Below are 21,106 nucleotides of genomic sequence, written 5' to 3'. Positions count from 1 at the left end.
CTGTACAAAGGCCAGAAGTAGCCTCCCACCCCGTATTACCCCGTAATCCAAGGGAAGGGCCCCTGCCATGCCAATGGAGATCCCCACAGATCTGACACCCGGACTGGTTCCGCTGTCCTGGCTCCTTGGAGTCTGGGAAGGCTCCGGCCGGCTCGGTGAAGGTGAAGCCGGCTCCGAGCACTTCACGCAGCGGGTCACGTTTACGCAGAACGGCCTGCCGTACCTGCAGTACACGGCGGAAAGCTGGTTGACGGACGAGGAAGGTACCGTCCTGCGCCCGCTTGCCGTGGAAACCGGTTTCTGGGCTTTGGACCGTCCCCTGAACGACGCCGACGGCGGGCCGGGCCTGATTCCCGCCGACATTGTGCCCGCCCTGCGCAGCGCCGATGAAGTCGAGGCCCTGCGCAACGACGCCGGCGGGTTCGACATCACGGCAACCATCGTGCACCCCGGCGGCATTGCCGAGCTGTACTACGGGCAGATCAAGGGCCCGCAGATCCAGCTGACCACCGACCTGGTGATGCGCGGCGTGAACTCCAAGGAATACACCGCCGCGACCCGCATTTACGGGCTGGTCAACGGTGACCTGTACTGGCGGTGGGATGTAGCTGCCGAGGGCAAAGCCCTGGAAGCACATGCTTCAGCCATCCTGAAAAAGCAGTCTTAGCCGGTCCGGGTGCCCGCCCTGCGACGGGCGGAGTGCCGCGGCCGGAATACTCCTCCACGCCAAGGACGTTGCACTTAACATGAGCCCCAAAAGCCCCTTGCTTGCCCGCGCCGGAGCCGTTGAAGCCGGCGGACTCGATTCCGGTACCGCTGCCCATTACGGGGACCCGCTGCGGGAGCAGCGGGCGCTGGCCCGGGGAGAAGCTGTTACCGACCTCTCCAGCCGGGGTGTTGTCACCGTTTCCGGTCCCGACCGGCTGAGCTGGCTTAACACCCTGTCTTCACAGAAGCTCCTCTCCCTGGCCCCGGGGGAAAGCACCGAGCTGCTGCTCCTGAGCGTGCAGGGCCGGATCGAGCACGACGCCCGGGTCCTTGACGACGGTGAACGCACCTGGCTGATCGTCGAGGGGACGGATGCACCAGCCCTGGCGGCCTGGCTGAACAGCATGAAGTTCACCCTCCGCGTCGAGGTCCAGGATGTCAGCGACGAGTGGGCGGCCGCCGGTTCGGTGACCCAGGTTCCGGCCTGGACAGACTATTTGGTGTGGACGGATCCGTGGCCGCGGGTCTCGCCCGGAGGCTACGCCTACACGGAAGCTGAATCAGCAGAACACCCCGGACTCGAACGGCCCTGGCACGAGTACCTCATTCCGCGTTCCGGCCTTGAGCAGGCAGTGGAGGACTCCGGCCGGACCCTCGCCGGGTCCATGGCGGCCGAAGCCCTTCGCATTGCCGCCTGGCGGCCCCGGCTCGGCGCGGAAACCGACGACAAAGCGATTCCGCATGAGCTGGACCTGATCCGTACCGCCGTGCACCTGGACAAGGGCTGCTACAAGGGGCAGGAGACCATCGCGCGGGTGCATAACCTGGGCCGCCCGCCCCGCCGGCTGGTGTTCCTGCAGCTGGACGGCTCCCAGCACACCCTGCCGGAGGCCGGCAGCCGGATCCTGTTCGGCGAACGGGAGGTGGGGCGCGTGACCTCCGTAGCGCAGCACTATGAGATGGGCGCGGTGGCCCTGGCCCTGGTCAAGCGCTCCGTGGACCCCTCCGCGGACCTGGTGGTGGACGACGGCGGTGAACTGTACGCCGCTGCACAGGAACTGATTGTGTCCCCCGGCGCAGGGCAGGCAGTGGGCCGGCAGACCGGCTTCCTGCGGGCGCCGCGGACGGAAAGGAATAACTGATGACTGAATTCCCCGACGCTTCCCCGGACGCACAGTCCGCAGCCGACCAGGAGACGCTGGCACTGGCGGAACGGCTCTTTGACGCCGCCCGTGCCGGTGACACGGAAACGCTCCGGACCTATGTCAGCGCCGGCGTTCCCGCCACGCTCACCAACGCTGCCGGGGATTCGCTGCTGATGCTCGCGGCCTATCACGGCCATTCCGCGGCCACGGCACTGCTTATTGAGCTTGGTGCGGAGGTTAATACCCTCAACGACCGCGGTCAGTCACCGCTGGCCGGTGCGGTGTTCAAGGGCTACGCGGACGTTGTCCGTGTGCTGGCGGTAGCGGGAGCAGACCCCGACGCCGGAAATCCCTCAGCCCGGGCGGCCGCAGCCTACTTCCAGCGCACAGAGCTGCTGGACATCCTGGCCTAGCGCCCGGTTACCCTGCTCAGGCCGCTGACTTAGCTCAAACCGGGAGGCCGCTGACTTAGCTCAGGCCGGCAGGGCCACGGAGGCCCGGATTCCCGCCGCGACAAATCCCGCACCGGCCGCGGTGCGGGAGGCTCCGACATTGTTGAACGGGGCCCGCCACTGGGGAATCAGGCCCGCTGCCATGGCGTCTTCCACCGCTATGGCGCTGATGTAGCTGCCCAGGCCGCGCATGCGGTGGCCGGGGGCGGTGAGGGCACCCATATCCGCGAGGATGCCGTCCTTGATGCTGTAGCCCGCTCCCGCGAGGGGAGCCGGAACTTCGGGGTTGGCGTCGTCCATCAGCAGGAACAGGGCCTCACGGGCGCTGAGCTTTGCTTCCAGGACGTCGTCCGGAGGGCATAGGCGTTCCAGGGTTTCGGCGAACCGGCGGTCTTCGGCAATGGCCAGTTCGCTGGCGGGCACCTCGGGATAGAAATCCGCGTAGAACAGATGCTCGGTGCCAGTCCCGCGGCCGCCGTGGTCCGCAGAGAGCCGCATCAGCGCCGCGCCGCTGCTGAGTTCAGCGGCACTTTTGGACCTGACCTGCGCAGCCGCCCAGGCGGGACCCGAGAAGACCTCGCGGCCGAAGAGCCTGACGAAGGAAACCTCGCTGGCTTCCTCGTGGACATCGTAGATGCGCTCATCGCTGTCCGCGGCTGCCAGTGCGTCATCGTCAAGACCGAGCCTGCGGGACCAGGCCAGCTGGATGATGGAGATCGTGCTCGTGTCTAGCTGCATGAGCTTCAACCTACACGGGGTGGAGGAGGGCAGCGCAAGCCGCAGGGGCGATTTGTTAGGCCGCCTAACCGAAAAGAATTGCGGCCTCTTCGTAGCGGCGTTCCGGAACGGTCTTGAGGTTGCCCAGCGCCTTTTCGAATCCGACCCGGACAATGTCGGTGCCATGGAGCGAGACCATGGTGCCCCACAGGCCCTCCACCACGGAATCCACGGCCGCCATTCCCAGCCGGGTGGCAAGCACCCGGTCGAACGCGGTGGGAACACCGCCGCGCTGGATATGGCCCAGGACGGTGGCCCGCGTTTCGATGCCGGTCCGTGCCTCGATTTCCGGGGCCAGCAGTTCACCGATTCCGCCGAGCCTCGGCCGTCCGAAGGCATCCAGTCCACGTTCGGAATGCGGAGCTTCCATATCCGTGGTGACGAAGCCTTCGGCGACGACCACCAGGGGCGCGCGGCCACGGTCCCTGGCCTCATTGACCCACTGCGCGATCTGGTCCAGGCTGACGGGCTTTTCCGGGATGAGGATGGCGTGGGCTCCGGCTGCCATGCCGGAGTGGAGGGCGATCCAGCCGACGTGGCGGCCCATCACTTCGGCCACCATGCAGCGGTGATGGGATTCGCCCGTGGTGCGGAGCCGGTCGATGGCCTCGGTGGCGATCTGCACGGCAGTATCGAATCCGAAGGTGAAGTCAGTGGCGTCGAGGTCGTTGTCCACCGTCTTGGGCACACCCACGATGTGCAGTCCCGCGTCGGTCAGCCGCTGCGCGGCTGCCAGGGTGCCTTCGCCGCCGATGGCGATGACGGCGTCGATCCCCAGCCGGTCCAGCGTGGCCTTGATTTTCTCCGGCCCGCCGTTCGGACCTTCGAACGGGTTGGTGCGGGAGGTGCCCAGGATGGTGCCGCCCTGCTTGGAAATACCGCGGACCCGGGTACGGGGCAGGTCGATGATGTCGCCGTCAACCACACCCCGCCAGCCGTCAAGGAATCCTACGAACTCCACGTCATGCGTTTTGATGCCGTTGAGCACCGCTCCGCGGATCACCGCATTGAGCCCGGGGCAGTCGCCCCCGCTGGTGAGAATGCCGATCTTCATTAGCGTGACCCCTGGATCTGGTAGGTGAGCGGCGGCCTCCTACGATTCTAGTCACGAGCGGGCGCCATACTGGCACCCGCGGCGGTCACGGAGCGCCGGGGCAGCGGAATCCTCCCTGCCCCGGCATCGCCTCAGCCGCCGATGAGCCGTTCCAGGACGATTTTTCCGTCCGTGGTGGGCAACAGCAGCCAGGCAACCAGATAGGTGCCGATGCCGATGAACGGGAGCAGGAAGCTCAGCAGCACGGCAATCCGGACCAGTGACACATCCCAGCCGAACTTCTGGGCGATTCCGGCGCAGATCCCGGCGATCCAGCCGCCGCGTGCACGTTTGATCGGTGATGAGCGCAGTGCGTTGTAGAACTTTTCCATGGAGTTTTTCTGCCTGCTTTCCATTCAGTGGTGTTTTCCATACAGCGGGGCGGTTCCAGTAGTGGCGCGCGGTCAGGGGTTCCGGCTCCGGCCCAGGACGGAGATTAGCCCGCCGATCACCAGCGCGGCACCCGCTCCGATGAGTACGCCCAGCAGGACCATGCCTGCATCGAGCCGGATTTCGGTGAGCTGGACGGCCAGGATCAGCCCGCCCAGGGCTGCGAGGACCAGGCCCCAGACGATGGTTCCCACCCGCAGCGGGCGGTGTTCGGTCTCCGGCTCGGGGACGTAGACCCCGTCTGACGGCGAGGCCGGAGACGAAAAGGTGCCGGAGGATGCGGCGTCGTGGTTGCGGGGTTCATTCCTGAATTCACTCATCAGTCGAGGCTGCTTTCATCTGTGGTCACCAGGACGTTGCTGGCGACTCCCTTGATCTGGATGATCATCCGGTTGCCGGTGGCATCCGGATTCAGGTCCGGAAGCTGCCTGCCGGCCCAAAGACCTCCGGTTGACGTGATGGTCCCGCTGCGGTCCAGGTCGATGTTGCCCATGGCCATATCTGCCTCGACCGAAACCCGGACATTGTCCGGAACCAGGATCACCAGGTCTCCGGCTGCGATGCTCACCGGCACCCGGACATCCCCGTCTTTTAGATCGTCGGCCAGACCGCGGAGGTCAAGGTTCCCGCCGGCGGCCGCCATGGAGTAACCCTCCCGGGCTGTGCCGGACTGGCCGGCGTTCCAGTTGACGTCATTGGCGACGGCCACGTTGCGGTAGGCGTAGTTTCCGCCGAACAGCACTGCCGCGATCAGGGACACGACGGCGAGGCCGCCCGCGATTCCTGAGGAGCGGCCCGCCGCACCGAGGCCCACGATGCCAAGGCCCAGCACCACTGCAGCTCCGGCGAGTGCCACGGCCGCAGAGGAACGGAAATCGTAGATCCCGGCGTAATCCAGGGCGAGCAGGACGCCTGCGGCAAGCAGGGCCGTCCCGCAGATAAGCGCAGCCCAGGATGCGGGAGCGGAGGTAGAAGGTTTCACGGCTTTCGGAGCGGGCGGCGGGAACTGTACGTAGGCTCCGCCGAAGCCGCGCTCGGGTGCTCCCGGGGTCCGGCTGTACTCGTGGGCACCGCCCGGGGCTGGCAGCGGCATCGTCGGGGCATCCGGGCCGGGATACCCGGCGGCCGGAAACGCGCTGGTGCGCGGGCCCGGGGTATCTGCGGCATTCCCGTCGAAACCGGCTGGACTTTCTCCGGGGCGGCCGTTTTCTCCGGGCCGGTTGCCGGCCGGATACGGCCCCGGCCCCTGGTTTGGCTGCTGATGCGCGGCCGGACCAGCTGATTTTGCGTGGCTGCGGCTGGTCACCCAGTAGATGCACAGGATGATGGCGGCAATCCAGAACAGTCCCCAGAAGATTCCGCCCAGCCAGCCGTCCTCGGCCCAGAAGGAGACTCCCGGGGCGCCGAAGCCGAGGATGGTGAACGTCAGGGCACCGGTCATTCCGGAGCTCCAGGTGCCGCGGATCGCCTCCTCGAGGTGGATCCGGCCGTCGGGCTCGGGCAGCAGTGCCCAGGCCACGCCGTAAAAGACAACGCCCACACCGAAGAGCGAGAGCAGGATAACCAGTCCGCGGACCAGCGTCGGGTCAAGGCCGGTGCGCTGGGCGATTCCGCCGGCAACGCCGCCGATCCAGCGCTGTGGTGAGCGCTGGATTCCCAGCTGGCGGAGCCAGGTGAAGAAAGAGTTGTCCCCGGAGCTGCGGCGGAAGGGAACCTGGTCCTGGGGCTCCTGTGGTGGCAGATACTGCGTGGATCCCGTTGTGGCGGGCTGCCCGTCTCCGGGCTCGGATGGATGCGAGTTCATGCTTCCAGTCTTCCGTCCGGGACGCCCCGGCGCATCGGGGATCCCCCTGAGGGACCCCTGAACCTGCCCCTGATACCGTGCGCAGGCTTTCCATCGGGTAGCAGTTTTGCCGTCCGGCCGTGTTTGGATTATGGCATGAGACCTCCCCTGCTCCGCTCCCCGGACCGGGTGGTGGCCGGTGTCTGTTCGGGACTGGCCGCGCACCTGGGCATGCCGGTGCGTACCGTCCGCGTGCTCATGGCTGTGCTGTCGCTGCTGGCAGGTGCCGGCGTCCTCCTGTACGCCTGGCTCTGGATCATGGTGCCGACTACGGAGGAAGAGGCGGCGTCGGGTGAACGGAATCCGCGCAGTGTGGCGGAGAACTTTGCCCGCTACCTGCAGGAGGAGCAGGGAAACCGGGCAGCGCCGGGGAAAACCGCAATCGGCACCCGTGAAATTCTGATCGGCCTGCTGCTGCTGCTGGCGGCGGCCGCCGTCGTGGCCCAGCGGCTGGGAGCGGAAATCAACCTTGGGATGCTCCTGCCGTTTGCGGCGATCGCATCCGGAGCCGTTCTGGCCTGGTCCCAGCTGGATGCTTCCCGCCGGGCCGGCCTGGTGGCTGGCGCCGGAGCGGACCGCAAGTCCGGCCTTACCCGGCTGATCATCGGGCTGCTGCTCGTGATCGCCGGTTTCCTGCTGATTCTCTCCGGCTCCATCACCTGGGACGTCCTGGTGCCGGCGGTGCTGGCTTCCCTGGCTGTCCTGGCGGGCATCGCACTGGTCCTGGCTCCCTGGGCCGTGAAGTACTGGCGGGCTTTCCAGACGGAGCGGGCTGGACGCATCCGCCAGACCGAGCGCGCCGAGATCGCAGCGCATCTGCATGATTCCGTGCTGCAGACCCTGGCATTGATCCAGAACCGGGCCGGATCCGAGTCCGAGGTCATCAAGCTTGCCCGGGCCCAGGAGCGTGAACTGCGCCAATGGCTGTACGCCGATCCGGAGAAGGGCACCGGAACCCTGGCAGACGCCCTGAAAGGCGTTGCGGCGGAGGTCGAAGATGCGTACGGCCACCCGGTGGATTTTGTCGCCGTCGGCACGGCTGAACTGACGGTGCAGAGCTCGGCGCTGGTGCAGGCGGCAAGGGCAGCGCTGTTCAATGCTGCCCAGCATGCCGGCGGCCAGATCTCGCTTTACCTGGAGTGCCGGCCGGATGCCGCAGAGGTGTTCGTCCGGGACCGCGGGAGCGGATTCGACCCGGAGGCCGTTCCGGAGGACCGGCTGGGGCTGCGGGAATCAATCGTCGGCCGCATGCAGCGGCACGGCGGTACAGCCAGGGTGAAGAGCAGCAGCGCCGGCACCGAGATACATTTGGCACTGCCCCTGGCCGGCGCGGACGCACCGGCACAGTCTGAACGGGAAACGGAGAACAGGTGAGCAGCGCAGCACCGCCCCTTGAAGCAGCCCAGCCAATATCGGTGGTGGTGGTTGATGACCACGCCATTTTCCGGTCAGGTTTGAAAGCGGACCTGGACGGACGGGTCAACGTCCTTGCCGAGGCAGCATCCGTGGAGGCCGCCGTCGCCGCGATCCGGCAGTCCCGGCCGCAGGTAGTGCTGCTGGACGTGCATCTGCCCGGCGGATCCGGAGGCGGAGGAGCCGAGGTGATTGCCGGCTGCGCAGACCTGCTGGCTACGACCCGTTTCCTGGCCCTGAGCGTCTCCGATGCGGCGGAGGACGTTGTGACAGTGATCCGGGCCGGCGCCCGCGGTTACGTCACCAAGACCATTTCCGGCACGGAGATTTCCGACGCCGTCCTCCGCGTTGCCGGGGGCGACGCGGTGTTTTCCCCCCGGCTCGCCGGATTCGTGCTCGATGCGTTCGGGGCGTCCACCGCCGTCAGCGTAGATGACGAGCTGGACCGGCTTTCGGCACGCGAACGCGAAGTGATGCGGCTGATCGCCCGCGGCTACAGCTACAAGGAAGTTGCCAAGGAACTCTTTATCTCCGTCAAGACGGTGGAAACCCACGTCTCCGCAGTCCTGCGGAAGCTGCAGCTTTCCTCCCGGCACGAACTGACCAGGTGGGCTGCAGCCCGCAGGCTGCTCTAGCGGGCGCGGTTCACTTCTTGGCCTGGCCGAGGAAGTCCTTGAGCCGGTCCATGCCGGTTTTGAGGTCCTCGTCGCCCAGGGCGTAGGACAGGCGCAGGTAGCCGGAGGGGCCAAAGGCTTCACCCGGTACGACGGCGACTTCCACGGTATCCAGGATCATCGCCGCCAGCTCCGCGGACGTCTGCGGACGCAGGGGGCCGGCAGCACCCGGGAATTCCCGCCCCAGCAGCCCGCGCACGTCGGCGTAGGCATAGAAGGCACCCTCGGGCATGGGGCAGTTGACGCCGTCGATGGAGTTCAGTGCCTCGACCATGGCCCTGCGGCGGCGGTCGAAGGCCAGTTTCATGTCATCAACGGCCGTCAGCGGCCCGGAAACAGCGGCCAGCGCTGCCATCTGCGAGATGTTCGAGACGTTGGAGGAGAGGTGGGACTGCAGGTTGGTGGCTGCCTTGATGACGTCCGGTGCGGCAATCATCCATCCCACCCGCCAGCCGGTCATGGCGTAGGTCTTGGCCACACCGTTGAGGATGACAACCTTGTCGCCCAGCTCCGGGCAGCGCGTTGCAATCGAGGTGAAGGGCACGCCGTCGTAGGTCAGGTGTTCGTAGATTTCATCGGTCACGACGAACAGGCCGTGGTCCGCTGCCCACATGCCGATCTCAGCAACCTCCTCCGCCGGGTAGACAGCTCCGGTGGGGTTGGACGGGGAAACGAACAGCAGCACCTTGGTTTTGTCGGTCAAGGCGGCGTCGAGCTGGGAGACGGTCACCATGTAGCCCTGCTCTGGGCCGGCGAAGACCTCGACGGGAACTCCGCCCGCCAGCCGGATGGCCTCGGGATAGGTGGTCCAGTAGGGGGAAGGCACCAGGACTTCATCCCCGGGGTTCAGCAGCGTGGCGAAGGCTTCATAGACGGCCTGCTTGCCGCCGTTCGTCACCAGCACCTGGGCAGGATCGACGCTGTAGCCGGAGTCCCTGAGCGTCTTTTCCGCAATTGCCTTCTTCAGTTCCGGCAGCCCGGCAGCGGGGGAGTAGCGGTGGAACCGCGGGTCCTTGGCGGCAGCCACGGCTGCGTCCACAATGTAGCCCGGCGTCGGGAAGTCAGGCTCGCCGGCGCCGAAACCGATGACCGGACGGCCCGCGGCCTTCAGGGCTTTGGCCTTCGCGTCGACGGCAAGGGTGGCGGATTCCGCAATGGAGGCGATGCGTTCTGAGATTCGGCCGTTGGAAGGCATGGCGTTCCCGTCTGGTTTGGTGCGGTTTGCTTTTGTCAGCCCCGGTGCGGGGCTCTTAGTAAGGCAACGTTTACCGTTCCTTTATGGAAGCCAAGCTTAGACGCGACGCGGTCACATTTCAGTCTTTTACACTGGCACGGCCCGGTGCGTCCCGGGGTTAAAGGCCCTCCGCCGCTGGTCCCGCGCCGGCACTTGGCGGGCCGGTTCGACTCAGGGCAAAAGATTGCGTAGACTTGATCCTCGGTGTTGATCTCTCGATGCTGGTTTATGCCCACGTCCGGTTAGGTCGAGGGCAGGGAAACCGGTAAAGTGGGATTCTCCCAAAGGGTAGTGGCGCAATTGGTAGCGCAGCGGTCTCCAAAACCGCAGGTTGCAGGTTCGAGTCCTGTCTGCCCTGCGCATGACGTCGGTTTCGCCGTCTAACGCAGTCCTTCATGAAGCAGCAGTTCCCCGGCACGCGCTGCGGGACTGTGAACCGAACAGATGAGTGAGGCGAAAGGTGACCGAGACAGCTGCCAGCAGCTCCAAGGGACACCCCTCAGGCAAGTCGCCTAAGAAGCGCGGCTTCTTTGGCGGTATCGCCCTCTTCCTCCGTCAGGTCATTGCTGAGCTGAAGAAGGTGGTGACGCCCACCCGCAAGGAGCTGCTGAGGTACACCATCGTGGTTATGGCCTTCGTGGTCGTCATGATGATCATCGTGTCGGTTCTGGACTTTGTCTTTGGTACTGGCGCACTGTGGATCTTCGGTTCGGGCAGCGGCGAAAGCTAGCCCCCGACGGCGTTTCGTCCGCAGCTGCGGTGGTTATGCCGAAGAACTGAGCTAGTGACAAACCCAATAAGGCTCTGAAGAAGAAAGCAGGAATCTACGTGTCCGAGCAAGAACTCGAATCACAGATCAATGAAGAAACCGCTGATCTGGATGCCGAGGAGCAGGTTACCGAAGCAGACGCCGCGGCGGCTGACGGTGACGCATCGGCCGAAGACGCGGAAGAAGCCCCTGTTGAGGAGGCTTCAGCCGACGACGCCGCGGATGCCGCGCCTGCCGACGAGCCCGAAGAAGACCCTGTTGTTGCCTTCAAGGCAAAACTGCGCCGCCAGGAGGGTGACTGGTACGTCATTCACTCCTACGCCGGCTATGAGAACCGCGTAAAAGCGAACCTCGAGACCCGCATCCAGACCCTGGACATGGAAGAGAATATCTTCGAAATCCAGGTTCCGATGGAGGAAGTCGTCGAGATCAAGAACACCACCCGCAAGATCGTCAACCGTGTGCGCATCCCGGGCTACGTCCTGGTCCGCATGGAACTGACGGATGCTTCGTGGGGCGTTGTCCGCCACACCCCCGGTGTCACCGGCTTCGTGGGCAACGCACACAACCCGGTCCCGCTGAGCCTGGATGAAGTTTTCTCCATGCTTGAGCACACCGTGGTATCCCCGACGACTGCCGGCGGTGCTCCTGCGAAGGCAGCCCAGTCCGAAATTGCCGTGGACTTCGAGGTTGGCGAATCCGTCACCGTCAACGAGGGACCGTTCGAGACCCTCCCCGCGACGATTTCCGAGATCAAGCCTGAATCGCAGCAGCTCGTGGTCCTGGTGACCATCTTCGAGCGCGAGACTCCGGTAACGCTGGGCTTCGGCCAGGTCACGAAGATCCAGTAACCAGAACTTCGCTGCCCCAGGACCGCTTTATCCTGGCCGGCAGCGTACGGCCGCCACGCCATGGCGGCCACCACCCGGATGGACGCTCCTGTCCTTCGGGAACATAATTTAGAGAAGGACCCTTTCATGGCCCCCAAGAAAAAGGTCACCGGCCTTATCAAGCTGCAGATCAATGCAGGTGCCGCCAACCCGGCTCCTCCGATTGGTCCTGCGCTTGGCCAGCACGGTGTCAACATCATGGAATTCTGCAAGGCGTACAACGCTGCAACGGAATCCCAGCGCGGCAACGTTATCCCGGTTGAAATCACGGTCTACGAAGACCGCTCCTTCACCTTCATCACCAAGACGCCTCCGGCAGCTGAGCTGATCAAGAAGGCAGCCGGCGTCGCCAAGGGCTCGGGCACCCCGCACACCGTCAAGGTCGCGAAGCTGACCCAGGCACAGGTGGAAGAGATCGCCACCCAGAAGATGGACGACCTGAACGCCAATGACGTGCAGGCCGCAGCGAAGATCATCGCCGGCACCGCCCGTTCCATGGGCATCACCGTCGAAGGCTAATCAAGCACCACCCGCACGGGTCCGCCCGGGCAAAACCAAAACATCATCGCCGCACCACCCCTGACGGGACGGGCGGCACGTGGCAGGGCCGAGCGCGGTCCGACAGACCACAACTGCACAAGGAGAAAAAGCAGATGGCAAAGCGCAGCAAAGCATATGAAGCCGCTGTAGCTAAGATCGACGCGGACAAGCTGTACGCGCCGGTTGAAGCTGTAGCACTGGCGAAGGAAACCAACCCGTCCAAGACGGACGCTACCGTTGAGGTTGCCTTCCGCCTGGGCGTCGACCCCCGCAAGGCCGATCAGATGATCCGCGGCACGGTCAACCTTCCCAACGGCACGGGCAAGACCGCCCGCGTCCTCGTCTTCGCCACCGGCGAGAAGGCTGAAGCAGCTATCGCTGCCGGCGCCGACTTCGTTGGTTCCGACGACATGATCGAAAAGGTCGCAGCAGGCTGGACCGACTTCGACGCAGCCGTGGCTACGCCGGACCTCATGGGCAAGGTCGGCCGCCTGGGCCGCGTGCTCGGCCCGCGTAACCTCATGCCGAACCCGAAGACCGGCACGGTTACCCCGAACGTTGCCAAGGCAGTGTCCGACATCAAGGGTGGCAAGATCGACTTCCGCGTCGACAAGCACTCCAACCTGCACTTCATCATTGGCAAGACGTCCTTCGATGCGCAGAAGCTGGCCGAGAACTACGCCGCTGCCCTCGAAGAGGTCCTTCGCCTGAAGCCGTCGGCTGCCAAGGGCCGCTACATCCAGAAGGCAACCGTGACCACGACCTTCGGCCCCGGCATCGCCGTGGACCCGAACGTCACCAAGGTCCTCGCCGACGCATAGCATTTTCCCCAGGCCCTCTGCCTGGCTAAAAAAGCGGCCGCAGCATTTGCTGCGGCCGCTTTTTTGTGTGCCGGACGGATCTGGACCGTGTCACCGGACGCACCGGAGAGCTGCAGGGAATATCCGGCCGCCGGGCTGCCGCCTAGATGGCCGCCGCGCAGATGGCCGCCGCACCGATCACGCCGCCCAGGTGACCGGCCACAGGTGACAGGAAGCAGCGATACCAGCAGGATTGATTCATGGATTTCCATGCTCAGCCCGTCCGCGAAAACCCGATCCCCCGAAGGCTGGGGGAGGAGGGCACCGAAGGGTTCCTCACCGTCGCCAGGTTGGTGAACGAACGGAACCAGCGGTTCTGGGGCAACTCGGACTTTGCTGAGTCGCCCGAGGCCCAGCTGGCAGTGATGCAGCCGCGGAAAGCAGGCCGGAGGGTGATCCTGCTGCCGGACGGGCCAGAGCCGGCCGGAGCGGCGCTGCTGATCGTTCCGCTGACCGATAACACCCACGCCGTATGGGTGGATGTGCTGGTGGATCCGGCCGCCCGGAACGCCGGCCTGGGGCGCAGCTTGCTCCTGGCCGCCGAGGAGTACGCCGCCGCCCTTGGGCGAAGGGTGCTGGACGCGGAAACCGAGCACCCGCTGACCCTATCCGGCGCCGGCGGGTCCGTGCTTCGCCCGGCCACCGGAACGGGCGAGATCCCGGCGGACGCTTCGGCCCGTTTTGCCCGGGCCGCCGGGTTCGTTTTGGAGCAGGTGGAACGGATCAGCCTGCTCCGGCTGGAAGAGGCCGCGGACTTTGCAGCACAGTATGCGCAGGCCAGCGCGGCTGCCGGAGCCGGCTATGCGCTGGAAACCTGGACCGGACAGTGTCCGGACGCCCTGGTGGACGACTATGCGCACCTGAAACAGCGGATGAGCACCGATGCACCGATGGGCGGCCTGGACTGGGAAGAGGAAGCCTGGGATGTGGAGCGGGTACGGGAGAGCGAGGCAGCCCAGGCCGCAGCCGGTGTGGACCTGCTGTGCTGCGCTGTCCGGGACCTCGCCACCAATACCCTGGCCGGCCACACCGTCCTGTGGGTGCAGCAGGAACAGCCGCCCGCCGCGATGCAGGACGACACACTGGTTCTCCGGGCCCACCGCGGGCACAGCCTGGGCATGCTGCTCAAGACGGCGAACCTGCGGCGGCTTCAGCAGGAACGGCCGCAGGTGCGGCGCGTCTACACCTGGAACGCCGAAGAGAACACGCACATGCTCCGCATCAACGAAGCCCTGGGATTCCGGGCCGCGGCCTGGGGCGGGCAGTGGCAGCGGCACCTGGCGGCGGGACACTGAATGCCGGGTCCGGGTGGGTAGGATTGGTTATCTGACATCCGGACGGATGACTGCACTTCAGGGGGAGCATGGAACGCAAGACGCTGGTGGATACCGTCGCGGACCAGCTGCTCGACCGCATCATCGATGGGGATATCGAGATCGGATCGGCCCTGCCCTCGGAGGCCGACATCGCCGAGGCTGCCAACGTCAGCCGGCTCACCGTCCGTGAAGCCCTGAAGTCGCTGCGGGCCAAAAATGTGGTCAACGTCCAGCGCGGACGGGGTACCTACGTCAACCCACCCCGGGCCTGGACCTCGCTGGAAGCCACGGTCCGTGCCGCGGCCCACGGTGTCGGCGAAAACAACGTCTCCGTTCAACTGCTGGAAGTCCGGCGCATGATCGAAACCGGCGCAGCCGCCCTGGCTGCGCTCCGCCGGGAACCAGAGGACCTGGACCTGCTGGAGCGGCATCTGGCCGGCATGTGTGAGGCGGCGGACGCGGGCGACGTCGATGCGTTCGTCCGTGAGGACATCGCGTTCCACGAGGTGATCCTCCGGGCCTCCGGGAATGTGCTGGTGCCCGCGATGTATGAGCCCCTGGGACGGCTGCTGTCCGCAGGGCGCAGGGAGACTTCGGCAGTTCCCGTTATCCAGGAGCACGCGATCGCCATGCACCGGGCGGTCCTCAAAGCCATCGCTGCGGGCGACGCCGAAGAATCCCGGCTCGCCATGGACGCCCACATGGACCAAACCCAGGCGGATCTGATCGAGCACGTCCTGCGTTCGTCCTAGCCAAAGAGCTGCACCCGAATCCACTGCCCTGCCCCGCCGATCCTGGCGCGGTGCCTTCCTGAACCGGCGGCTGTAGCCGGCTGTCCTGCCAGTCTTCGGCCTCCAGCTTCCATGTGTAAGATGTCAGACATCTGATTACAAAGGAGTGTTCATGGAAGACCTGAGGAGCCTGCTCTCCGGTTACCCCGAAGCGGTATCCGTTTCCGCGGCGGAGGTGGCCAAAGGTGCCACCGGTGCCGTCTTCATCGTCCTTGACGATGACCCCACCGGGACACAGTCCGTTGCCGGACTCCCGGTCCTGACCTCCTGGGAAGAAGCGGATTTCGCCTGGGCGCTTTCAACCGGGGCAGCTGCCGTCTACGTCCTGACGAATTCCCGCAGCCTGGCCCCTGCCGACGCCGCCCGCATCAACCGCGAAGTCGTCGCGAACGCCCAGGCCGCCGCAGCTGCGCAGACCGCCCGTCTTGCCTTCGTTTCCCGCAGTGACTCCACCCTGCGCGGACACTTCCCGCTGGAAACCGACGTCCTGGCCGAATCCATGGTGGATTCTGGACTGCGGGCCCCGGACGCCGTCGTGCTGGTCCCGGCCTTTCCCGACGCGAACCGGGTGACGATCGGCGCTGTCCACTACATGCGCAGCGGCGCAGGCCTGCAGCCCATCGCCGAGACTGAGTTCGCCAGGGATGCCACCTTCGGCTATGCCAGCTCCCACCTGGCGGCCTACGTCGAAGAGAAAACCGGCGGCCGGATCGGCGCCGCCGAGGTTGTGACGCTCACCCTGGACATCCTCCGCGGGGGACCGGAGAAAATCGCTGCCGCCCTGGCCGGTGCCGCCAACGGAGTCCCCGTCGTTGCCGATGCCGTTTCCGAGGACGACCTGCGCCTGCTGGCCCTGGGCCTGCAGCGTGCGGAAGCCGACGGCAAGACGTTCCTCTACCGGGTCGGCCCGCCCTTCGTGCGCGCCGCGATCGGCCAGGAACAGCATGCCCCGCTGACCGCGGAAGAGGTCTACGGGAACGACCCGGCAGGCCGCAGCCGCGGCGGCCTGATCGTGGTCGGATCCCACGTTGGGGTGACCACGCGTCAGCTGAACCACCTGCAGGACGTCCGCCCGCCCTCGCTCACCGTGGAAATTGACGTTGCCTCCGTCATTGACCCGGAAGCCCGCGAACGGCACCTGGCCGCTGTCAGCGACCAGGTGGCCGCCGGGCTGAAAGCCGGGGACGTCGTCCTGCACACCAGCCGCCAGCTGGTCACAGCCTCGACGGGGGAGGAGTCCCTCGATATCTCGCGCCGCGTTTCCGCAGCAGTGGTCGACGTCGTCCAGCGTGTCCTTGCCGCAGCCCCGCCCCGGTTCGTCATCGCCAAGGGCGGCATCACCTCCTCCGACGTTGCGTCCAAGGGCCTGCAGATCGGCCGCGCCATCGTCCGCGGTCCGATGCTGCCCGGAATCGTTTCCCTCTGGGAGCCGATGGACGGCCCCGCCGCAGGCATTCCCTACATCGTTTTCGCCGGCAACGTCGGCGATGACTCCTCCCTCGCCGCCGTCGTCGACATCCTCTCGGAAAAGTAAGGACCCCCCTCATGCAGACCAACACAGCCAATACCGCCTACACCGTCGCCGTCCTGGGCCTTGGCGCCATGGGACTGCCGATGGCAACCCGGCTGGCCACCGGACTCACGGTGCACGGGTTCGACATCGCCGCCGCACGGCTGGAACTGGCCGAGGCTGCCGGCATCAGGACTTTCGGCTCCGGCGCGGACGCCGCCGCCGGTGCCGACGCCGTCCTGCTGGCCGTGCGCAACGGCGCGCAGCTGAACGACGTGCTCTTCGGCGACACCGGCATCGCCCCGGCGCTGAAACCCGGCGCCGTGGTCGTGATGACCAGCACCGTCGGCGTCGCCGCGGTCACCGACGTCGCCGCCCGCCTCGCTGAGCAGGACGTTGAACTCGTCGACGCCCCGCTGTCCGGCGGCCCGGTGCGTGCCGGTGAAGGCGACCTGCTGATCGTGGTTGGTGCTACCGAAGCAGCCCAGGCGGCAGCCAAGCCCGTCCTGGAACTGCTCGCCTCCACCCTGAGCATCGTCGGGAACAAGCCCGGTGACGGCCAGGCCCTGAAGACCGTGAACCAGCTGCTCTGCGGTGTCCACATCGCCGCGGCTGCCGAGGCTATGGCCCTGGCCGACGCCCTCGGACTGGACCGCGAAAAAACGCTGGATGCGCTGCAGGCCGGCGCCGCTGCGTCCTTCATGCTCGGCAACCGCGGACCGCGCATGCTCCAGGCCTACGAGGAAGAAGGCGCCGAGGTGCTCTCCCGGCTCGACATCTTCGTCAAGGACATGGGGATCGTCACCAAGGCTGCCCGCGAAACTGCGCTGCCGACTCCGGTCGCCGCAGCCGCCGAACAGCTCTACCTGCTGGGCCAGGCAGCCGGCCTGGGCGCAGCGGATGACTCCGCCGTCATCAAGGTCGTTGCACCGGTCCGCCCCGCACCGTAACCGGTTCGCCCCGCACCGTAACCGGGCACATCTTCCACAGTTCAAAAACATCACCCGCACCTGTCAAAGGAGACACCCATGAGCGCTATGACGCTCTTGATCATTGCGGTGGCCGGCGTTGCAGTCCTGCTGCTCGCCGTCATCAAGTTCAAGATTCCGGCCTTCCTGGCCCTGCTGACTGTCAGCGTCCTGGTGGCGATCGCCGCCGGCATCCCGCTGGACGAAGTCATCACCTCAGTCCAATCCGGCCTCGGCGGAACCCTCGGATCCGTCGCCATCCTGGTGGGGCTGGGCGCCATGCTCGGCAAGATGATCGAGCTTTCCGGCGGCGCTGAGGCGCTGGCCGGCAAGTTCACCAAGATCCTCGGCCCGAAACGGGTTACCGCCGCCCTGACGGCCGCGGCCTTCCTGCTGGCCATCCCGGTGTTCTTCGACGTCGGCTTCATCATCCTGGTGCCGATCGTCTACGGCTTCGCTAAAGCCGCCGGTGTTAACCCGCTCAAGGTGGGCCTGCCCGTGGCAGCGATCATGCTTGCCGTGCACGTGGTTGCCCCGCCGCACCCGGGAATTGTCGGCGGCGCGGGCGTCATCGGCTCGGACATCGGCTGGATCACGATCATTGCCCTGGCCATCTGCGCCGTCCTGGGCGTGCCGGCCTACTTCACGGCCAAATGGATGAACCGCCGTGACTACCCCATGCTGCCTGCCACGGCAGAGCAGTTCCGCCTCTTCGGCAGCGGCAAGTCCGAAGTGGAGCTGGAATCCGGTGCCGGCGGCACCGCCGTCAAGACGAAGACCGAAGTGCAGGCACCGCCCAGCCCGGCCATGATCATCGCACTGATCGTCCTGCCGATCGTGATGATCATGCTCGGCACGGTCAGCGCCGTCGTCCTTCCCGAGGGATCCGCTGCCCTGCCGGCCCTGGGCCTCATCGGTTCACCCGTCATCGCACTCCTGGTGACCGTGTTCCTGGCCTTCATCTTCCTCGGCATCCGCCGCGGCTGGAGCGCCTCCACAACGGGCGAGGTCATGGACGCCGCCCTGGCTCCGGCCGCAATCGTCATCCTGGTGACCGGTGCCGGCGGTGCGTTCGGCAAGGTCCTTACCGAATCGGGCATCGGTACCGCTCTGGCGGACACGCTGTCTTCAGCCGGGCTGCCGATCCTGCTGATGGGTTACCTCCTGGCCGCAGTGCTGCGTGCTGCCCAGGGCTCGGCGACGGTCGCCATCGTCACCACCGCCGGCCTGCTGGCCGCATCGGTCGGTGCGGGGGAGTACTCCGCCCTGCAGATGGCCCTGATCACCATTGCCATCGGATTCGGCGCGTTCGGTTTCTCCCACGTCAACGACTCAGGTTTCTGGATCGTGACCCGTTACCTCGGGCTGTCCGTCGCGGACGGGCTCAGGACCTGGACGGTCCTCACCACCATCCTGGGCCTCTGCGGCTTCGCGCTGACCAGCCTCCTGTGGCTGGTCCTGTCCCCGCTGGCAGGCTGACTTGCGGGCCCGGCTGAACGACGTCGTTGCGGGTGAACTGGCGGGCGGCGGTGCCGTACCGGCACTGACCTGTTACGACTTCACCACGGCACTGGCTGTGGTGGGCGCAGCAGAGGAGGCCGCTCGACCGGTCATCCTGCTGGTGGCGCCCAAGACCGCCGCGGGACCTGGCGGGATGCGGTTCATTACGGCTCTGCGCGGCCTGGCCGACGCAGCGTCCGTGCCGGTCCTGGTCCAACTGGACCACGCCGCCGACCCGGAACTCATCCTCGCCGCGGCCACAGCCGGTGCGGACAGTGTCCTCGCCGACGGATCGCCGCTGGAACCCGCGGCGAACGCGGCGTTCGTGGCCGGCGTCGTGCGCTCACTGGCCGGGCTGGACATTGTCGTAGAGGCTGAGCTTGGAGCCCTGCCCGGTGACGAGGATGACGCCTCGGCAGCCGCGGAAGCAGACCGCTTTGCCGGAATGACGGACCCGGCACTGGTGACCGGGTTCCTTGCGGCCTCCGGCGCCGGCCTGCTGGCAGTCGCCGTCGGCAACGTCCACGGCAACTACAAGGGTGCGCCGCACCTGGACTGGAACCGGCTCGGTGCGGTGAAGGCCGCGGCCGGGACCGTTCCGCTGGTCCTGCACGGTGCCTCGGGCCTCGACGAGGCGGACCTGCGCCGCGCTGCCGGTGCCGGGATCGGCAAAGTCAATATCAACACGGAACTGCGGACCTCCACGCTTGCCGCGGTGGCCGAAGCCCTTCCGGGCATGCAGGCAGCGGGCCAGAACATGCTGGGACTGCTGGGTGTCTGGAGCGGCTCCGCAGCGGCGACGGCCGCCTGGGCGCTGGAACTGCTGCGCCCGGGGGTCCGGAACCTGTAGGGGCGTGAATCGCCGGCGCGGCCATGGCTGCGCCGGCGATTTGGCCTCCCGGGGATTCTCCCCTAAGCTTGAACTACCAAAGACCGTCGGTCGATGTGCATTCAATCCCACCGTTTGGCTGAACCATCAGTCTTCCACGTGTGGAACCCGGTTGGAGAAACATCCGAAAGTCCCTTTATAGGGCGGCCTGCGCAGGTGAACGAACTGAACTCCGGACCCAGGTCTGTTGAGTAAAGCCCCGTGCATCTGCCCGGGGCGTTTTTTATGTTCGGGACCCGATCCACCGGCACTATTTCCCCGGAAGGAGGGTTATGGCAACGCCAACAAAGGTGTCAGCAGTCGAAGAGATCGCCAACGATTTCAAGGATTCGACCGCTGCTGTCCTAACCGAATACCGCGGGCTCACCGTTGCACAGCTCAAGGAGCTGCGCCGTTCGCTCGGCCAGGACACCAAGTACTCGGTCGTGAAGAACACCCTGACGGGCATTGCAGCCAAGGAAGCCGGCATCGATGCATTCGATGGCCAGCTCTCCGGCCCCACTGCAATCGCCTTCATCAAGGGTGACGCAGTTGCGGCTGCAAAGAGCCTGACGGATTTTGCCAAGACCAACCCGCAGCTGATCATCAAGACCGGTGTCTTCGAGGGCAACAACCTCGACGCAGCCGGTGTTGCTGCCCTTGCTGCGCTTGAATCCCGTGAGTTCCAGCTTGCACGTGTCGCCGGTGTCCTCAAGGCTCCGATGTCCATGCTGGCCCGCACGGCAGATGCACTGCGTCTGAAGCTCGAAGAGGAGAGCGGCGCTCCCGCTGCTCCTGCTGCAGAAGAGGCCCCGGCCGCTGCAGAAGAAGCTCCCGCCGCAGAAGCAGCCACCGAAGAGTAGAACCTCTTCTCATCCAATCTCCGGTGCCTGCGAGCACCAACTATAGGAAGGACGCCACATCATGGCGAAGCTCACCAACGAAGAGCTCATTGAGGCTTTCAAGGAACTGTCCATCATCGAGCTCTCCGACTTCGTGAAGCTCTTCGAAGAGACGTTCGACGTCACCGCTGCTGCTGTTGCAGTTGCCGGTCCGGCTGGCGGCGGCGCTGCTGAAGCTGCTGAAGAGCAGAGCGAATTCGATGTTGTTCTCGAATCCGCTGGCGAAAAGAAGATCGCAGTGATCAAGGAAGTCCGCGCGCTGACTTCCCTGGGCCTGAAGGAAGCCAAGGACCTGGTTGACAGTGCTCCGAAGGCCATCCTCGAAGGTGCCAACAAGGAGACCGCCGAAAAGGCAAAGGAAGCCCTCGAGGCTGCCGGCGCAACGGTTACCCTCAAGTAGCACTGCCTTGCGGCCCAGCCGTATTGCTTCGAAAACCCCCGCTTCCTGCACAGGAAGCGGGGG

Annotated in this window: 23 protein-coding genes and 1 tRNA gene; 18 read left to right on the top strand and 6 right to left on the bottom strand. The window is 65.9% G+C overall.

Annotation, left to right across the window (positions count from 1 at the left end; genetic code table 11):
• Positions 1-67 precede the first annotated feature (67 nt).
• The 3 genes from AL3_RS02240 to AL3_RS02230 all read left to right on the top strand — a co-directional run bounded on the left by AL3_RS02240 (position 68) and on the right by AL3_RS02230 (position 2,266).
• Positions 68-667: a nitrobindin family protein gene (locus AL3_RS02240; RefSeq protein ID WP_066296061.1), complete on the top strand. Its 600-nt coding sequence runs from the start codon at positions 68-70 to the stop codon at positions 665-667.
• A 79-nt stretch (positions 668-746) separates the two neighbouring features.
• Positions 747-1,850: a CAF17-like 4Fe-4S cluster assembly/insertion protein YgfZ gene (gene ygfZ, locus AL3_RS02235; protein WP_066296060.1), complete on the top strand. Its 1,104-nt coding sequence runs from the start codon at positions 747-749 to the stop codon at positions 1,848-1,850.
• On the top strand, positions 1,850-2,266 hold the full coding sequence (locus tag AL3_RS02230; protein WP_066296058.1) for an ankyrin repeat domain-containing protein: 417 nt from the start codon (positions 1,850-1,852) through the stop codon (positions 2,264-2,266). Before ygfZ ends, AL3_RS02230 begins: the two co-directional genes overlap by 1 nt.
• A gap of 60 nt (positions 2,267-2,326) precedes the next feature.
• Here the strand turns inward: AL3_RS02230 and AL3_RS02225 are convergent, their stop codons facing one another.
• From AL3_RS02225 to AL3_RS02205, 5 genes are all read right to left on the bottom strand, one after another.
• Positions 2,327-3,043, bottom strand: coding sequence for a hypothetical protein (locus AL3_RS02225; RefSeq protein ID WP_066296050.1), 717 nt, complete (start codon positions 3,041-3,043; stop codon positions 2,327-2,329).
• A gap of 64 nt (positions 3,044-3,107) precedes the next feature.
• Complete coding sequence (locus AL3_RS02220) at positions 3,108-4,136, bottom strand: 6-phosphofructokinase (protein WP_066296049.1); 1,029 nt, start codon at positions 4,134-4,136, stop codon at positions 3,108-3,110.
• Positions 4,137-4,267: 131 nt separating this feature from the next.
• The gene (locus AL3_RS02215) at positions 4,268-4,507 is read right to left on the bottom strand and encodes a PspC domain-containing protein (protein ID WP_066297009.1); all 240 of its coding nucleotides are present in this window, start codon (positions 4,505-4,507) and stop codon (positions 4,268-4,270) included.
• A gap of 72 nt (positions 4,508-4,579) precedes the next feature.
• A complete protein-coding gene (locus tag AL3_RS18845; protein ID WP_246168411.1) occupies positions 4,580-4,885 on the bottom strand; it encodes a hypothetical protein in 306 nt (101 codons plus the stop codon).
• Positions 4,885-6,369, bottom strand: coding sequence for a PspC domain-containing protein (locus AL3_RS02205; protein ID WP_066296047.1), 1,485 nt, complete (start codon positions 6,367-6,369; stop codon positions 4,885-4,887). Before AL3_RS02205 ends, AL3_RS18845 begins: the two co-directional genes overlap by 1 nt.
• A gap of 135 nt (positions 6,370-6,504) precedes the next feature.
• Here AL3_RS02205 and AL3_RS02200 point away from each other — a divergent pair, with 135 nt between their 5' ends.
• Positions 6,505-7,782 (top strand): ATP-binding protein, encoded by a 1,278-nt coding sequence (locus tag AL3_RS02200; RefSeq protein ID WP_066296044.1) that lies wholly within the window; start codon positions 6,505-6,507, stop codon positions 7,780-7,782.
• Positions 7,779-8,456, top strand: a complete 678-nt coding sequence (locus AL3_RS02195) for a LuxR C-terminal-related transcriptional regulator (protein WP_246168412.1) — start codon at positions 7,779-7,781, stop codon at positions 8,454-8,456. Before AL3_RS02200 ends, AL3_RS02195 begins: the two co-directional genes overlap by 4 nt.
• A gap of 10 nt (positions 8,457-8,466) precedes the next feature.
• On the opposite strand, the gene AL3_RS02190 is transcribed toward AL3_RS02195, so the two are convergent.
• Positions 8,467-9,690: a pyridoxal phosphate-dependent aminotransferase gene (locus AL3_RS02190; protein ID WP_066296041.1), complete on the bottom strand. Its 1,224-nt coding sequence runs from the start codon at positions 9,688-9,690 to the stop codon at positions 8,467-8,469.
• Positions 9,691-10,014: 324 nt separating this feature from the next.
• On the opposite strand from AL3_RS02190, the gene AL3_RS02185 reads away from it, so the two are divergent.
• From AL3_RS02185 to rplL, 13 genes are all read left to right on the top strand, one after another.
• Positions 10,015-10,087, top strand: a tRNA-Trp gene (locus tag AL3_RS02185).
• A gap of 102 nt (positions 10,088-10,189) precedes the next feature.
• Complete coding sequence (secE, locus tag AL3_RS02180; RefSeq protein WP_083521368.1) at positions 10,190-10,459, top strand: preprotein translocase subunit SecE; 270 nt, start codon at positions 10,190-10,192, stop codon at positions 10,457-10,459.
• Between the two features lie 98 nt (positions 10,460-10,557).
• Entirely contained in the window at positions 10,558-11,349 is a 792-nt protein-coding gene (gene nusG, locus AL3_RS02175) for a transcription termination/antitermination protein NusG (RefSeq protein WP_066296036.1), read from the top strand.
• 126 nt (positions 11,350-11,475) lie between these two features.
• Entirely contained in the window at positions 11,476-11,907 is a 432-nt protein-coding gene (gene rplK, locus AL3_RS02170; RefSeq protein ID WP_066296034.1) for a 50S ribosomal protein L11, read from the top strand.
• Positions 11,908-12,041: 134 nt separating this feature from the next.
• Positions 12,042-12,749, top strand: coding sequence for a 50S ribosomal protein L1 (rplA, locus tag AL3_RS02165; protein ID WP_066296030.1), 708 nt, complete (start codon positions 12,042-12,044; stop codon positions 12,747-12,749).
• A gap of 239 nt (positions 12,750-12,988) precedes the next feature.
• Positions 12,989-14,083 carry a GNAT family N-acetyltransferase gene (locus AL3_RS02160; protein ID WP_066296028.1) on the top strand — a complete coding sequence of 365 codons (1,095 nt, stop codon included), beginning with the start codon at positions 12,989-12,991 and terminating at the stop codon, positions 14,081-14,083.
• A gap of 68 nt (positions 14,084-14,151) precedes the next feature.
• The gene (locus AL3_RS02155; RefSeq protein WP_066296026.1) at positions 14,152-14,856 is read left to right on the top strand and encodes a FadR/GntR family transcriptional regulator; all 705 of its coding nucleotides are present in this window, start codon (positions 14,152-14,154) and stop codon (positions 14,854-14,856) included.
• Between the two features lie 151 nt (positions 14,857-15,007).
• Positions 15,008-16,429, top strand: coding sequence for a four-carbon acid sugar kinase family protein (locus AL3_RS02150; protein ID WP_066296020.1), 1,422 nt, complete (start codon positions 15,008-15,010; stop codon positions 16,427-16,429).
• 11 nt (positions 16,430-16,440) lie between these two features.
• On the top strand, positions 16,441-17,355 hold the full coding sequence (locus tag AL3_RS02145) for an NAD(P)-dependent oxidoreductase (protein WP_066296018.1): 915 nt from the start codon (positions 16,441-16,443) through the stop codon (positions 17,353-17,355).
• A gap of 78 nt (positions 17,356-17,433) precedes the next feature.
• Positions 17,434-18,852: a GntP family transporter gene (locus AL3_RS02140; protein ID WP_066296016.1), complete on the top strand. Its 1,419-nt coding sequence runs from the start codon at positions 17,434-17,436 to the stop codon at positions 18,850-18,852.
• Position 18,853: 1 nt separating this feature from the next.
• Positions 18,854-19,723: a class II fructose-bisphosphate aldolase gene (locus tag AL3_RS02135; protein WP_066296015.1), complete on the top strand. Its 870-nt coding sequence runs from the start codon at positions 18,854-18,856 to the stop codon at positions 19,721-19,723.
• 311 nt (positions 19,724-20,034) lie between these two features.
• Positions 20,035-20,604: a 50S ribosomal protein L10 gene (rplJ, locus tag AL3_RS02130; protein ID WP_066296013.1), complete on the top strand. Its 570-nt coding sequence runs from the start codon at positions 20,035-20,037 to the stop codon at positions 20,602-20,604.
• 61 nt (positions 20,605-20,665) lie between these two features.
• Positions 20,666-21,043, top strand: coding sequence for a 50S ribosomal protein L7/L12 (rplL, locus tag AL3_RS02125; protein WP_066296012.1), 378 nt, complete (start codon positions 20,666-20,668; stop codon positions 21,041-21,043).
• Positions 21,044-21,106: the final 63 nt, after the last annotated feature.

This window comes from Arthrobacter luteolus NBRC 107841, assembly GCF_001552075.1.
In the GTDB taxonomy this organism is placed as follows: domain Bacteria; phylum Actinomycetota; class Actinomycetes; order Actinomycetales; family Micrococcaceae; genus Arthrobacter_B; species Arthrobacter_B luteolus.
This window is presented reverse-complemented; position numbering and strand designations above follow the sequence as displayed.